Here is a 12,827-nt window from a genome sequence, read left to right on the forward strand (position 1 = left end):
AGGAGACTCCAGAACCGTAGCAGCTTGAGTTCCTTGAGGGAACCCCGAGTGCTAACCTGGCTCCATGCAGCGCACGAACTTCAGCGAACTGGCCCCGTGCTCGATCGCGCGCACGCTCGACGTCATCGGCGAACCCTGGTCACCGCTGATCCTGCGGGACGTGTGGGTCGGCCTCAGCCGGTTCGAGCAGCTCCAGGCGGACCTCGGCATCTCGCGCAAGGTGCTCACCGAGCGGCTGAACCACCTGGTCGGCTCCGGCGTACTCGAGCGACGCCCGTACGACCGGCGGCCACGTTACGAGTACGTCCTGACCGAGAAGGGCACCGAGCTGGTCGACATGCTGATGGCGATGACCCGCTGGGGCGACAAGTGGCTGGCGGGCGAAGCCGGCCCGCCGGTGCTCTACCGCCACCACGCGTGCGGCGAAATCAGCAGCGTCGACCTGCGCTGCGCCCACTGCGGCGAGCCGATGCACGCCAACGACGTCGAAGTGCTGGCCGGTCCCGGCGCGGCCCGCTGACCGCCGTTCACCGGAGGCGCGGCTGCGCCACCACCCCGCGCAGCCGCTGCAGGGTGCGCAGTGTCGTCTCCAGATCCTCCTGCGGCACCTGCGCCGCCACGTCTTCGGCCCACGCGACCTGCGCCTCCCCCAGCTGCCGCAGCGCCGCGCGCGCCCGGCGCGTCAACGACAACACCGGCGCCCGCGCATCGGCGGGGTTCGGCAAGCGGTCCAGCATTCCGTTGCGCAGCAAGCGGTTCACCGTCTCCTGCACGCTCTGCCGGCGCAACCCGCGGCGGCGCGCCACCTCGGCGGCGGTGGCCGGGCCGTCCTCGAGGAAGCCGAGAACCTGCCACTGCGCCGCGGTGAGCCCGACCGGCTCGGTCAGCGCGTCGCCCGCGGCGAGGAATTCGCCGTTGCAGGCGAAGACGGCGTCGATCACGCGGGTGAACGTTTCGGCTCGAGGCGACCGCATGCGTGCTAGTCTCGCATATCGACAGGTACCTGTCGAAATGGAGACGACCATGGACATGCCCCGCCTCGGCCCCGCGCACGAAGCGCTGAAGGCGTTCGTCGGCGAGTGGACCGGCACCGAAGAACTCGCCGCCTCGCCGTGGGCGCCGGCCGCGACCGCGTCCGCCGACTGCGAATATCGTCTGGCGCTCAACGGTTTCGCGGTCGTCCAGCACTATCGGCAGCGCCGCGAGGACGGGTCGGAGTTCCTCGGCCACAACGTCTTCACCGCCGATCCGGCCACCGGCGAGACGCTCTGGTACGGCTTCGACAGCTACGGTTTCCCGCCCGAGTCCCCCGCCCGCGGCGGGTGGACCGGCGCGACGCTGACCCTGGAGAAGCAGACCGCGCGCGGCGTGGCCCGGCATCGGTTCACCCCGGAAGGCGGGACGCTGACGCACGAGATCGACGTCCGGATGGGTGAAAGCCCGGCGTATAGCCCGTTTTTGCGGGCGCGGTACACCCGGAAGGGCCAGTAGCGGGCCAGAAACTGTCGGACCCCCGGAGTACAGATGAGGGCGTGACCGGAATCGCCGACCCGCCCCCGCTGATCGGGGTGGAGAACGTCAAGATGCCCGAGTGGGCCCGCGTCGACGAGCGCGTGGCCGCGGCGGGCTTCGGCCAGGCCGTGCGCGCGCTGCCCACCGCGATCTCGGTCGTGCTGCGGCTGGCGTGGCGGACGTCGCCGCGGCTGACCGTGCTGGCCGCCGTCGTGCACGTCGTTTCGGGCTGCGTCACGGCGTTCGGGCTGCTCGCCACGGCGAACGTCTTCACCGCACTGCTCCAACAGGGCCCGACGCCGGAGCGGGTGCTGCAGTCGTTGCCGGCGATCGCGGTGGTCACCGGGTCGTACGCGGCGCGCGCGGTGCTGGATGCGGCTGTCGCCGCCGTCGAGGGTGCGCTGCGGCCGCGGGTCACCGCGGCGGCGGACGACGCGGTGACGGCCGCGGTCGTGCGCGTCGGGCTGATCGCGTTCGAGGACGCGGACTTCCGGGAGCTCGCCCGGCAGGGCGCGCGGTTCGGGGTGCGGGCCATCGAGACGAGCCTGCGGCGGTTGGCCGACCTGACGTCGTCGGCGATCTCGCTGGCGGCGGCGATGATCACGGCCGGGCTGCTCAACCCGTGGCTGGCCCCGGTGCTGCTGCTCGCCGCGGCGGCCGACGGCTGGGCCGCCGCGCGCGTCGCGAAGCTGAACTACCGGCACTTCATCGACACCGTCGGGCGCAACATCCGCAAGTCGGTCGTCGAAGAGGTCGCCACGTGGCGCTCGATGGCCCTCGAACGGCACGCGCTGACGCTGCAGGAGCCGCTGCTCGGCGAGTACCGGCGCATCTCGCGCAGTCTCTCGCGCGAGGAAGTCCGGCTGGCGCACCGGAGCAACCTGGTGCGCACCACCGGGCGGGCGGCGGCCGGTCTCGGCACGGCCGTCGCGTACCTCGTGCTCGGCTGGCTGCTCTACACCGGCGCGATGGAGCTGGCTTTGGCCGGCACGGCGGTGCTGGCGATGCGCACGGCGTCCACGGCGCTGTCCAACACCATGCGCGCGGTCAACTCGCTGTACGAGGACTCGTTCTACATCGGGTTCTACAACCAGCTGCTCGCGGAGTCCCGGAAGCGGCAACCGCCGCCGGCTTCGGTGGCCGCGCCCGCCGACCCGGCCGAGATCCGGCTGGACGGCGTCACGTTCACCTACCCGGGCCGCGACAGCCCGGCCCTGCGGGACATCTCGGTGACGATCCGGCGCGGCGAGGTGGTCGCGCTGGTCGGCGAGAACGGCTCGGGCAAGACCACCCTCGGCAAGCTGCTGACGGGGCTCTACCCGCCGGACGAGGGCACGGTCCACTGGGACGACGTCGACCTCGCGCGCGCCGACCCGGCATCGGTGCACGCGAACATCGCGGTGATCGCCCAGGAACCGGCAGAGTGGCCGATGACGGCGGCGAACAACATAACGGTAGGCCGCCTCGGCCGTCCGGACCCGGAAAAGCAGGCGTGGCGCGAAGCGGTCGACTACTCGGGCGCGGACGAGGTGATCGCCTCCCTGCCCGCCGGCGAAGACACGGTCCTGTCGAAGAAGTTCGACGAAGGCCACGACCTGTCGGGCGGCCAGTGGCAGCGCATGGGCATCGCCCGCGGCATCTACCGCGACGCCTCGGTCCTGGTCGCCGACGAACCGACGGCGGCGCTCGACGCCCGCGCCGAAGCCCGCGTGTTCGCCGGGCTCCAGCACGCAAGCCGCTCGGGCCGCGGCCGCCGCACCACGGTCCTGGTCACCCACCGGCTGGCCAACATCCGCTCCGCGGACAGGATCCTGGTGCTGGAGAAGGGAAGGCTGATCGAGCAGGGAACCCACGACGACCTCATCCGAGCGGGCGGCGTCTACCACGAGCTGTACGAGATCCAGGCCCGCGCCTACCGCCCCACCTGATCCCACCCCGCCCCGGGGGCAGGGCCGCGGGCGGGGCCGCGGGCGGGGCCGCGGGGGCGGGGAAGGTTGCCCACCTAAAGGGTCAGTTCGCGTACTCAGTCGGTCGGTTCGCGTACCCGCACGGTCGGCCGCCGTACCCAGCCGGTCGAGTTGCGTACCCAGAGGGTCGGCTGGGTGTCCGGTCGGTCGGCTGGCCACCGACCCTCCAGGCACGCGAACCGACCCTCCAGGTACGTAGGCCGACCCTCCGGGTACGCGAGTTCGCGGCCCGGTATGCCCCACCGCAGCGATTGGCGGCGGAACCCGCGTGACCGGAGGCCGAACTCGCGTGATCAGGGGCGGAACTCGCGTGACTGGAGGCGGAACTCGCGTGATCGGGGAGGGATCTCGCGTGACTGGAGGGGCATCTTGCGTGACGGGAGGGGCATCTCGCGTGATCGGGGAGGCATCTCGCGTGACTGGAGGGGCATCTCGCGTGATTGAGGGGGCAACGCGTGGGTTAGGTGGTGAGAGTGACGGAGCCTAGGTGGGAGAAGTGGGCGGCTACGCGGGAGCCGGGGCGGAGGGGGACCGCGTCCGTCATTCCGCCCGTCAGGACCAGCCAGCCCGCCTCCAACGCCAAGCCCCGCGCGGCCAGGGCGTTGGCCGCCAAGGCGAGAGCCTCCGCCGGGTGGCCCTGGACCGCCGCGCCCGTGGCCGTGTCGACGATCTGGCCGTCGACCTCCAGCAACGCCGCCTCCAAGGAGAGGTCCAACGTCGAAGGCGGCACCCCCACCGGGCCCACGCTGAAGCACGCCGACGAGCCGTTGTCCGCCACCGCGTCCGGGAGGGTGAACCGGTAGTCCGCGTACCGGCTGTCGATCACCTCGATGCCGCCGTACACGCGGTCGACGGCGGCCAGGGCCGTCGCCGCCGTGACGCCCGGGCCCGCCAAGCGGCGGCCCAGCACGAACACCAGTTCCGGCTCCGCCCGCGGGTGGATCAGCGACGGCACCGGCACCCCCGCCGGCAGCACCATCGCGTCCGTCAGCCAGGCCAGCAACGGCGTGTCGATGCCCATCCGCTGCTGCTTGGCCCGGGACGTCAGCCCCAGCTTCACCCCGACCAGCGTCTCCCCACGCGCCCGCCGCTGCCGCAGCGCCTCGTCCTGGATCGCGTACGCCGTGTCGACGTCCAGGTCCGGCCACTCCTCCGAGAGCGGCGCGCGCTCCGAGACCGTCCCCAGCAGCGCAGCGGCCGCCTCGCGCACGTTCACGATTCCTCCGAAAAGACCGCGGTGACACTGCCGACGCCGGCGATCGTGGTGACGATCGTGTCCCCCGGCGACACCGGGATCGCCCGGGTCATCGACCCCGGCAGCACGACGTGCCCGGGCTCCAGGGTGACGCCAAGCGGCCCCACCGTGTTCGCCAGCCAGACCAGCGAATTCAACGGCGAGCCGAGCACCGCGCCGCCTGCGCCCGTCGCCGCCACCGAACCGTTCCGGTACAGCACGCAGCCCGCCAGCCGGAGATCCACCGAGCCCAGCGCGGTCGGCCTGCTCCCCAGCACCACCCCGCCCGACGACGCGTTGTCCGCGATCGTGTCGAACAGCGAGATCTTCCAGTCCCGGATGCGGGAGTCGACGATCTCCAGCGACGGCAGCACGAACTCGACCGCCCGGACCGCGTCGGCGACCGTCACGCCGGGGCCGCGCAGGGCCGAGCCGAGCACGAACGCGATCTCCGGCTCGATCCGCGGCTGCAGGAACGCCGACGTCGGGATCGGCTGGTGCTCCAGGTGGAACATGCTGCCGGTGAGGTGCCCGTAGTCGGGCTGGTCGACGCCCATCTGCCGCTGCATCGCCGCCGACGCGAGGCCGACCTTGTGCCCGCGGACGGCGTCGCCGCCCTCGACCCAGTGCCGCACCTGCTCCTGCTGGATCCGGTACGCGTCCTCGACACCGGCGTCCGGATACGTCTTGATCAGCGGCTCGATCGGCTCGCGCGCGGCATAAGCCCGCGCCAGCGCCGAAGCGGCCTCCTGCACCTCGCTGACGTCCACCGGAAGGACTCTGCCGTGCCCCCCGACCGTGCACAAGCCACGATGTTCCACCCAGCGGAACTCTCGCCAGACAACCTCTTGCGCGCGAGACAAATGGGGCGTAGCGTCGGGGACACACCAGGAAGGGACGTGAGGGACATGGCACCGACCCCCGCCGAGGTCACCAAGCTCGCCGAAGCCCGCGACGCGCTGCGCGAGCGCCACCTGCGCCCGGCCGCCGAACGCCCGCCGACGAACGGCCGCGGCATCCACCACACCGCGCTGATCTCCAGCGACGTCGAGCGGACCATCGAGTTCTACCAGGACATCCTCGGCTTCCCGCTCACCGAACTCATCGAAAACCGCGACTACCCCGGCTCCAGCCACTTCTTCTTCGACGTCGGCAACGGCAACGCGGTCGCCTTCTTCGACCTGCCGGGCCTCGACCTGGGCCCGTACGCGGAAGTCCTCGGTGGACTGCACCACCTGGCGCTGTCCGTCACGCCCGAGCGGTGGAACGCCATCAAGGACAAGCTCGACGAAGCCGGCGTCCAGTACCTGCTGGAGAGCAAGACGTCCATCTACCTGTCCGACCCGGACGGTGCCCGCGTCGAGCTGATCTCCGACCCGCTCGGCGAGATGTACGGCGAGAAGATCGGCTGAAAGCGTGGTCCGGGCGTCGCGCGCCAATTAGCCTGTGCGCGACGTCTGGAGGTCCGATGTCCGACTGGTCGCTCTCCCGTGCGAAGGCGCGGCTCGATCACCGCGAGCTGCTCGACGAACTCACCGCGCGCACCCGGTTCGAGGTGCGGCTGCACCTGAACGAGCCGGCGACGAACGGCGCGTACGACGAGCTCACGAGCATCTTCGCGATCGGGCACGGCGAGTGCGCCGCCCTGCTCAAGCACCACCGGCTGTTGCCGTGGTGGGAGCGCGCGCTGCTGTTCCGGTACGCGCGGCGCCTGCACGGCAAGGCGATCATGCGCAGTGTCGGCGCGGTGCCCGCCGAGGTGGCGCCGCAGGCGGCCCGCGGGTTCGGCGCCGAGATCGCCGAACTCGCGCCCGGCTCCGGGGACACCGGCGCGAAGTACGACCTGCAGGGCCGCGGCCTGCTGACCGTGTTCCGGATCGCCGTCGGCGCCAAGGGCGCGATCTGGCCCGACCGCCACGAGGTCACGACGACGTCCGCCCGCAACATCCTGACCTGCGCCGCGACCTTCGCCCGGCGGAAGCCGTGGCACGTGCTCTGGCCGGTCTACCGGGTGCGCGGCCTGCGGCTCTGGAAGCTTTGACGCCCGCCGCGCGTTCCACCGGTATGACCCCAGAGGAGATCCTCGCCGGCGCGAACACGATCGCCGTCGTCGGGCTGAGCCGCGATCCGGCCAAGGCCGCGCACGGTGTCCCGGCCGTTCTGCAGGCCCACGGCTTCCGCATCATCCCGGTGCACCCGAGCGCGACCGAGCTGCTCGGCGAAAAGGTGTACCGGTCGCTGAAGGACATCCCGGAGCCGGTGGACCTCGTCGACGTCTTCCGGCCGTCGCCCGAAGCGCCGGGCATCGCCCGCGAGGCCGTCGAGATCGGCGCCAAGGCACTGTGGCTGCAGCAGGGCATCCTCTCCGCCGAAGCACGCCGCATCGCCGAAGAGGGCGGCCTCGCCTACGTCGAGAACCGCTGCACCGCCGTCGTCCGCGCGACCGCCTCGATCTCTAAACGCTAGCCGGTCGCTCCGAAGTGGACGATCCGGTGGTTGCCCGGCTCGGCCACCCAGACGCCGCCGGCGCCGTCGTCGGCCATGTCCCTCGGTGAGCCGATCGGCTCGGCCGTGTCGGACAGCGCGGCGCCCGTGCGGGTGCAGAACCGGGCCACGCGCCCGGTGTCGTCGACCAGCAGCCGCCCGGCGTGGTCGAGCGCGACCGCGCGCGGCCTGACCAGGCCGCCGAACTCGCGCACGAACCCGCCCCACCACGAGAACTGCACCACGCGGCGGTTTCCGGTGTCGGCGACGTAGACGTGCCCCGCCGTGTCGACCGCCACCCCTTCCGGCGCCTTGAGCCGTCCGGACAGGACGCGCACGAGCGCGCCGTCGTGGGTGAAGGCCTGGACCCGGTCGTTGCCGGTGTCGGCCACCCACACACGGCCGCGCAGGTCGACGGCGATCCCGGACGGCCCCCGGAACTGCCCCGGGCCGGTGCCGGGCCCACCGAACGCACGCGGGAGCGCGGCGACTTCACTGCTGGTCACCGCACCAGGATCACCGGCCGCGAGCCACGGCGGCCAGGGCCGGGACGAGTGTTCAGCGACTGTTCCGCCCCCGCTCACCAGCTCCAGCGGGAGCACGTCCGCCGGTCGAGGAAGCTGTACGCGGGCAGCGGCCCGAGCCAGTCGGCCTGCACGCCGTCGTCGCGGGCGAGCCCGGCGACGGTGTCCCGGACGACGAGCAGGTCGCCCAGCCCGACCAGGAACGCCCACCGCTCGTCGGCGCTCTCGCCCGCTGGCAGCGCCACGGAGTCGCGGGCCCGTTCGGCGACCCGCGAGAGCAGGACGTCCGAGCGGGCCGCCCGCCACGCCGACCCGGGTTCGGTGAACCGCAGGCAGACGTGCACTTCGGCCAGGCCGTCGAGCCGGTCCAGGTCGGCCCGGTAGGTGTCCGCGGCCGGGGCGAGCACCTCGCCGCGGACGGTGTCCTCGTCCTCGGCCACGGTGCCGAACCGGACCGGCAGCACGGGACCGCCCTCGACCAGCGCGGACACCACCGCCAGGTGGGCGGCCGGGTCGGGCTCGGGATCGCCGACGACCATCGCGAGGTCCTGCCAGCAGACCGTGCGCGGTGCCCGCGGGTGCCCGGCCCGGACGACGCCGTAGAGCTGCAGCGTCACGGCTGTTCGACGGGGACGGCGGGCTCCACCGGGACGGCGACGGCCGGGGTCGGCGGCGGGGGCGGGATCAGCCCGACGGTCTGGTCGAGCCCGATGGATACCTGCCCGGGGTTGGGCTGCTGCGCCTGCGCGTTCACCCGCTGCATCGCTTCGAGGTAGCGGATGTAGGTGTCGACGCTGGCGATCACGACCCTCGCCTCGATCGACAGCAGCTCGATCCCGATCAGCGACACCTTCACCGTGGCGTCGATGACGAGTCCCTTGTCCAGCAGGACGTTGAGGGTGTCGGTGAGGGTGCCGCCGGCCTGTCCCGGTCTGGTCACTTCGCTCCTTCGGTCGCGGGGATTCCGTCGAGGGCCGCGCGGATCTCGGCGAACCGGAGCTCCAGCGCGATGAGGGCCTGGCCGAGCGCTTCGACCTGGTCCGGGGTGAGGGTGCCGGCGTCGAGCCGCCGCAGCGCCTGGCGCTCCAGCACTTCCTTGAGGACGTCGAGCACGGTGACGACCAGGTGCCCGAGCCCGCGGCCGGCGTCGGCGGCGATCCGCTGGGTCATCGGTGCGTCCCGTCGAGCCCGAGCAGCAGCAGCCGCAGGTCGAGCCGCACGAGGTCGATGCCGGCGAGGGAGATGATGACGTCGCCGGTCACGACGGCCCCGCGGTGCACGACCCGGTCGAGCAGATCGACGACGGCCTCGGCGGCGTGGGTGCCGGACGGGGTGAAGACCTCGGCGAGCAGGTCCGCGCGGTCCGGCGCACCGGCGCCCACGAGCAGGTCGCCGATCGCTTGCGTGCCCGCGTCAGCCATGCGCCGTCGCTCCGAGCTCGAGGTCGGTGAACGAGTACGGCGGCCACGGCCCCGATGTCTCCACCGTCGCCCCCGCCGCGCTCAGCTCGCGGGCGAACCACGCCAGCTCCGCGTGGAACTCCGCCTCGCGGCCGGTTTCCACCAGGTACGCCGTGTTCATCAGCACCCCGTGCGGCCGCGCGCGCTCCACGCTGTCCGCCGCCTGGCGCCGCAACGCCTCCTGGAGCCGTCCCGCCGCGCCGGCCACGTCCTCGCGGGCGCGCTGGATCGCCTTCAGCCGTTCGCGCCGCCGGACCAGGTACTGCGTTCCGGTCAGGCCCGTCGCGTCCGGCCGGGTGGTCGCCGCCGGCTCGGTGTGCCGCACCCGCACACCCCACTCGCGGTGGCCCGCCACCTCGTCGAGGCAGTCGCGCGCCTGGTCGTAACCCGCTTCGAGGAGGCGGCGGGCCGCGTCCTCGCCGTCGAGGACCGTCCCGAACCGCAGCGGCAGCACCGGCTCGCTGCGGAACACCGCGCGCACCACGGCGTCGTGCTCGCGGGCCAGCTCGGCGAGCGTGCCGTCGACCGGGTCGAGCGTGTCGATGCGGTCGAAGCGCGCCGGCGCCACCTCGGACACGACCACGCCGAGGTCGCGGTAGCCGATCAGCCGCGGCACCGGGCCGATGTCCAAGGTGGACGGGCGGTTGCGGGTGATCGCGTACGCGCACAGCCAGTTTCCGGTGCTCACCGGGGTTCTTCCCTCCCGCCCGGCAGCCGGGCCTCCAGTTCGGCGACGCGCGCCGCCAGATCGGACGTGCCCAGTTCCGCTCGCGCGGCATTCGGGGCGAAGAACGGATCGTTCGTCCACCAGTCCATGCCCATTTCACGGGCGGTCTGCGCGGACGCGATGAACAGCCGGATCCGCAGGGTCAGCAATTCGACGTCGACCACACTGACGCCGATGTCACCGGCGATGACGACGCCCTTGTCGAGCACGCGTTCCAGAATGTCCGCCAACGAATCGGACGAAGCGGCCAATCTGTCGACCTTCCTTTCAGGAATCAGTGGCGCCGCGTGTGAACCGGCGCAGCCGTTCACACGCGGCGAGTTCGCCGTCGGCGTCGATGTCCACCCGGTAGGTGGCCATCACGCTGGTGGAGTCCGGAATCCGGGCGAGCTCGACGACGTCGACGAGCACGGACCAGCCGCCGTCGCCGCGGGTCAGGATTCCGGTTACGGCATGCGGAGTGAGCCCGGTCACCATGCCGAACTGGTCCTTCGCGGCCCGAATGGCGTCGGCGGCACGGAGCCGGGAAACGGATTTCCCGGCGCCTTCGGGGGCATTTTTGTTTTGAGCATGGAGCGGCAGTGGCGATTCCGGCATCGCTTTCCTCGTCGCAGGCAGGGTGCCCACCGTAGCAACACCGAGGATCGCGTGCATCGTCGTCGCGGAACGGTATTTTTCACCGGTTCGCGGCAACGATTGGGCGATCCGCGGCAACCGGCGGAGGCAAACGGCGCAACGAGCGGACGCCCACCGGCACCAATTTCCAGAAAACGCGCGATTGATTACGATCGAGTAACGTCTACCAGCCGGTAGCCGACCCCGCGGACCGTCTCGATCGTGTGGGTGCCGAACGGCGCGTCGATCTTGCGCCGGAGGTAGCCGATGTAGACCTCGACGACGTTTTCGTCGCCGTCGTAGTGCGCGTCCCAGACGTGGCTCAGGATCTCGTTCTTCGACAGCGCCGTGCCCGCCCGGCGCAGCAGGAACTCCAGCAGCCCGAACTCCCGCGCGGTGAGCTCGATCCGCTTTTGTCCTCTGTGGACGGTACGGGCGGAGGGGTCGAGCCGCAGGTCACCCGCCTCCAGCACGGCCGGGCGGGCGGGGGCGCCGCGGCGCAGCAACGCGCGCAGCCGGGCGATGAGCACGACGAAGGAGAACGGCTTGGACAGGTAGTCGTCGGCGCCGAGGTCGAACGCGTCGGCTTCGTCGTACTCGCCGTCCTTGGCCGTCAGCATCAGCACCGGCGTCCAGTTCTCGGCCGCCCGCAGGCGTTTGAGCACCTCGTAACCGGACAGCTCGGGCAGCATGATGTCGAGCACCACGACGTCGTAGGAGTGCTCGGTCGCCCGCCACAGGCCTTCGCGGCCGGTGTGCGCGACGTCGGCGGTGAAGCCCTCGGCCACCAGCCCCCGCCGCAGCGTCTCCGCGAACTCGCGCTCGTCCTCCACGATCAGCAGGCGCACTACTCCTCCTTCGGCAGTTCGATCACCGGCAGTTCGATCACGAACCGCGCGCCCGGCTCGCTCGACTCGGCGTAGCGCGCCCGGCCGCCGTGGCGCGCCGCGATGCCGGCCACGATGGGCAGGCCCAGCCCGGTTCCGCCGTGCCCGCGCTGGCGCGACGCGTCGAGCCGGACGAACCGCTCGAAGATCCGCTCCCGGTCTGCGGCCTCGACGCCGGGGCCGTCGTCGCTCACCTCGACGACGGCCAGGTCGCCGCGCGCCGCGCTGCTGACCCGGATGCGCGAGCGCGCGTGCCCGCGCGCGTTGTCGACCAGGTTGCGCACGGCCCGCCGCAGCTGGGCCTCGCTGCCGTGCACCTTCGCCGGCCCGGCCCGGACCTCGACGTCCACCGTGCTCTCGCCGCGCAGCCGCTCGGCCTCGGCGCGGACGATGTCGTCGAGGTCGACCTCGGTGCGCTGCGGCCGGTCGGTCGCGTCGTCGGTGCGGGCCAGCATGAGCAGGTCGTCGACGAGTTCCCGCAGCCGCGCGGTTTCCCGGGCGATCACCGGCACCAGGTCGCCGGTGCTCTCCGGGTGCCGCCCGGAGACGTCGAGAGCAGTGCTTATCGTCGAGAGCGGTGATCTCAGTTCGTGGCTGGCGTCGGCGACGAACCGGCGTTGCGCGGCCTGGGCCGACGCGAGCCGGGACAGCATTTCGTTGAGCGTCACGGCCAGGCGGTGCACCTCGTCACCACCCGGCGGCAGCGGCACGCGCGCGGCCAGGTCGCGCGTCGAGATCTCCGCGACGGTCCGGCGCATCCGCTCGACCGGCCGCAGCGCCGAGCCGACCGCGCGGTACACCGCGAGCCCGGCGATCGCCAGCAGCGGCACGGCGATCAGACCCAACAAAAGCGTCAGCCGCGTCGACGCCTCCGTCACCGGTTCCAGCGAGCGCGCGGAAATCACGGTGAACGGCCCCCCGGGCCCGGCCACCTCCTGCGACACGACGCGGTAGTCGTCGTTGTCGCCGTTGAGCCCGAGCGGCAGCGTTTCGACGATCTCGTGCCCGACGACCGGGCGGGCCGCGGTCAGCGGCGGGTGCCCGACGATCGCCGGGTCGCTCGCGATCGGCGTCCGGCGCGCGTCGAGCACCTGCGTGACGGCCTCGGTGTCGCCGGTGCTGGCGACGTCGCTCGCGCTCAGGTCGCGCGCGCCCTCGCGGACGAGCTGGATGGCGACCTGCCGCCCGGTGCTGCGGGCACTCTCGGTGACGCTGCGGTCGAGCGACTCCTCCAGGAGCACCACCACGACCACCCCCGCGACGGCGATGGCCAGCGCGAGCGCGAAGACGGCCACCGCGGTGGTGCGCATCCGGACGCCGGTCGCGGCGATCACCTTGCCCAGTTTCACCAACGCAGCGTAGCCACGAACGAGGCTCGCGCGCGGGCCGACCAGCGACGGGACGCTCGCCGCCACCG

Annotated in this window: 19 protein-coding genes; 6 read left to right on the plus strand and 13 right to left on the minus strand. The window is 72.2% G+C overall.

Features of this window, described 5'->3' with window-relative positions:
• The first annotated feature begins 64 nt into the window (after nucleotides 1-64).
• Complete coding sequence (locus tag ACFPLC_RS10430) at nucleotides 65-520, plus strand: winged helix-turn-helix transcriptional regulator (RefSeq protein ID WP_378194253.1); 456 nt, start codon at nucleotides 65-67, stop codon at nucleotides 518-520.
• Nucleotides 521-527: 7 nt separating this feature from the next.
• Here the strand turns inward: ACFPLC_RS10430 and ACFPLC_RS10435 are convergent, their stop codons facing one another.
• Nucleotides 528-974, minus strand: a complete 447-nt coding sequence (locus ACFPLC_RS10435; protein WP_378194256.1) for a MarR family winged helix-turn-helix transcriptional regulator — start codon at nucleotides 972-974, stop codon at nucleotides 528-530.
• 49 nt (nucleotides 975-1,023) lie between these two features.
• On the opposite strand from ACFPLC_RS10435, the gene ACFPLC_RS10440 reads away from it, so the two are divergent.
• Nucleotides 1,024-1,491, plus strand: a complete 468-nt coding sequence (locus ACFPLC_RS10440) for a DUF1579 family protein (RefSeq protein WP_378194259.1) — start codon at nucleotides 1,024-1,026, stop codon at nucleotides 1,489-1,491.
• 41 nt (nucleotides 1,492-1,532) lie between these two features.
• Nucleotides 1,533-3,440 (plus strand): ABC transporter ATP-binding protein, encoded by a 1,908-nt coding sequence (locus ACFPLC_RS10445; protein ID WP_378194262.1) that lies wholly within the window; start codon nucleotides 1,533-1,535, stop codon nucleotides 3,438-3,440.
• Between the two features lie 499 nt (nucleotides 3,441-3,939).
• Here the strand turns inward: ACFPLC_RS10445 and ACFPLC_RS10450 are convergent, their stop codons facing one another.
• Nucleotides 3,940-4,695 (minus strand): 2-keto-4-pentenoate hydratase, encoded by a 756-nt coding sequence (locus ACFPLC_RS10450; protein WP_378194265.1) that lies wholly within the window; start codon nucleotides 4,693-4,695, stop codon nucleotides 3,940-3,942.
• A complete protein-coding gene (locus ACFPLC_RS10455) occupies nucleotides 4,692-5,483 on the minus strand; it encodes a 2-keto-4-pentenoate hydratase (RefSeq protein WP_378194268.1) in 792 nt (263 codons plus the stop codon). Before ACFPLC_RS10455 ends, ACFPLC_RS10450 begins: the two co-directional genes overlap by 4 nt.
• Before the next feature lie 138 nt (nucleotides 5,484-5,621).
• Here ACFPLC_RS10455 and ACFPLC_RS10460 point away from each other — a divergent pair, with 138 nt between their 5' ends.
• The 3 genes from ACFPLC_RS10460 to ACFPLC_RS10470 are packed head-to-tail and all read left to right on the plus strand — an operon-like array spanning nucleotide 5,622 to nucleotide 7,179.
• A complete protein-coding gene (locus ACFPLC_RS10460) occupies nucleotides 5,622-6,125 on the plus strand; it encodes a VOC family protein (RefSeq protein WP_378194270.1) in 504 nt (167 codons plus the stop codon).
• A 56-nt stretch (nucleotides 6,126-6,181) separates the two neighbouring features.
• The gene (locus ACFPLC_RS10465) at nucleotides 6,182-6,754 is read left to right on the plus strand and encodes a hypothetical protein (RefSeq protein ID WP_378194273.1); all 573 of its coding nucleotides are present in this window, start codon (nucleotides 6,182-6,184) and stop codon (nucleotides 6,752-6,754) included.
• Between the two features lie 23 nt (nucleotides 6,755-6,777).
• A complete protein-coding gene (locus tag ACFPLC_RS10470; protein WP_378194276.1) occupies nucleotides 6,778-7,179 on the plus strand; it encodes a CoA-binding protein in 402 nt (133 codons plus the stop codon).
• On the opposite strand, the gene ACFPLC_RS10475 is transcribed toward ACFPLC_RS10470, so the two are convergent.
• The 10 genes from ACFPLC_RS10475 to ACFPLC_RS10520 form a co-directional block, all read right to left on the minus strand.
• Nucleotides 7,176-7,703: an NHL repeat-containing protein gene (locus ACFPLC_RS10475; RefSeq protein ID WP_191311909.1), complete on the minus strand. Its 528-nt coding sequence runs from the start codon at nucleotides 7,701-7,703 to the stop codon at nucleotides 7,176-7,178. The two genes, ACFPLC_RS10470 and ACFPLC_RS10475, sit on opposite strands and share 4 nt — an antisense overlap.
• A gap of 74 nt (nucleotides 7,704-7,777) precedes the next feature.
• Nucleotides 7,778-8,338, minus strand: coding sequence for a GvpL/GvpF family gas vesicle protein (locus ACFPLC_RS10480; protein WP_378194280.1), 561 nt, complete (start codon nucleotides 8,336-8,338; stop codon nucleotides 7,778-7,780).
• A complete protein-coding gene (gvpJ, locus tag ACFPLC_RS10485; RefSeq protein WP_378194283.1) occupies nucleotides 8,335-8,661 on the minus strand; it encodes a gas vesicle protein GvpJ in 327 nt (108 codons plus the stop codon). Before gvpJ (ACFPLC_RS10485) ends, ACFPLC_RS10480 begins: the two co-directional genes overlap by 4 nt.
• Entirely contained in the window at nucleotides 8,658-8,891 is a 234-nt protein-coding gene (locus tag ACFPLC_RS10490; protein ID WP_191311915.1) for a gas vesicle protein K, read from the minus strand. The genes gvpJ (ACFPLC_RS10485) and ACFPLC_RS10490 overlap by 4 nt, the downstream gene beginning before the upstream one ends.
• On the minus strand, nucleotides 8,888-9,142 hold the full coding sequence (gene gvpJ / locus ACFPLC_RS10495) for a gas vesicle protein GvpJ (RefSeq protein WP_378194287.1): 255 nt from the start codon (nucleotides 9,140-9,142) through the stop codon (nucleotides 8,888-8,890). Before gvpJ (ACFPLC_RS10495) ends, ACFPLC_RS10490 begins: the two co-directional genes overlap by 4 nt.
• Nucleotides 9,135-9,869, minus strand: coding sequence for a GvpL/GvpF family gas vesicle protein (locus ACFPLC_RS10500; protein ID WP_378194290.1), 735 nt, complete (start codon nucleotides 9,867-9,869; stop codon nucleotides 9,135-9,137). The genes gvpJ (ACFPLC_RS10495) and ACFPLC_RS10500 overlap by 8 nt, the downstream gene beginning before the upstream one ends.
• Nucleotides 9,866-10,138, minus strand: coding sequence for a gas vesicle protein (locus tag ACFPLC_RS10505; RefSeq protein ID WP_378235789.1), 273 nt, complete (start codon nucleotides 10,136-10,138; stop codon nucleotides 9,866-9,868). The genes ACFPLC_RS10500 and ACFPLC_RS10505 overlap by 4 nt, the downstream gene beginning before the upstream one ends.
• Before the next feature lie 37 nt (nucleotides 10,139-10,175).
• Complete coding sequence (locus tag ACFPLC_RS10510) at nucleotides 10,176-10,505, minus strand: gas vesicle protein GvpO (protein ID WP_378235790.1); 330 nt, start codon at nucleotides 10,503-10,505, stop codon at nucleotides 10,176-10,178.
• 185 nt (nucleotides 10,506-10,690) lie between these two features.
• Complete coding sequence (locus ACFPLC_RS10515; protein ID WP_191311921.1) at nucleotides 10,691-11,371, minus strand: response regulator transcription factor; 681 nt, start codon at nucleotides 11,369-11,371, stop codon at nucleotides 10,691-10,693.
• Entirely contained in the window at nucleotides 11,371-12,825 is a 1,455-nt protein-coding gene (locus tag ACFPLC_RS10520; protein WP_378235791.1) for a sensor histidine kinase, read from the minus strand. Before ACFPLC_RS10520 ends, ACFPLC_RS10515 begins: the two co-directional genes overlap by 1 nt.
• Nucleotides 12,826-12,827: the final 2 nt, after the last annotated feature.

Source organism: Amycolatopsis plumensis (assembly GCF_042652605.1).
Lineage (GTDB): Bacteria > Actinomycetota > Actinomycetes > Mycobacteriales > Pseudonocardiaceae > Amycolatopsis > Amycolatopsis plumensis.

Coding starts and splice junctions, on each gene's coding strand:
- gvpJ (WP_378194287.1), bottom strand. CDS start 9,142: ATGGCTGACGCGGGCACGCAAGCGATCGGCGACCTGCTCGTGGGCGCC.
- ACFPLC_RS10430 (WP_378194253.1), top strand. CDS start 65: ATGCAGCGCACGAACTTCAGCGAACTGGCCCCGTGCTCGATCGCGCGC.
- ACFPLC_RS10490 (WP_191311915.1), bottom strand. CDS start 8,891: ATGACCCAGCGGATCGCCGCCGACGCCGGCCGCGGGCTCGGGCACCTG.
- ACFPLC_RS10435 (WP_378194256.1), bottom strand. CDS start 974: ATGCGGTCGCCTCGAGCCGAAACGTTCACCCGCGTGATCGACGCCGTC.
- ACFPLC_RS10510 (WP_378235790.1), bottom strand. CDS start 10,505: ATGCCGGAATCGCCACTGCCGCTCCATGCTCAAAACAAAAATGCCCCC.
- ACFPLC_RS10465 (WP_378194273.1), top strand. CDS start 6,182: ATGTCCGACTGGTCGCTCTCCCGTGCGAAGGCGCGGCTCGATCACCGC.
- ACFPLC_RS10470 (WP_378194276.1), top strand. CDS start 6,778: ATGACCCCAGAGGAGATCCTCGCCGGCGCGAACACGATCGCCGTCGTC.
- ACFPLC_RS10440 (WP_378194259.1), top strand. CDS start 1,024: ATGGACATGCCCCGCCTCGGCCCCGCGCACGAAGCGCTGAAGGCGTTC.
- ACFPLC_RS10460 (WP_378194270.1), top strand. CDS start 5,622: ATGGCACCGACCCCCGCCGAGGTCACCAAGCTCGCCGAAGCCCGCGAC.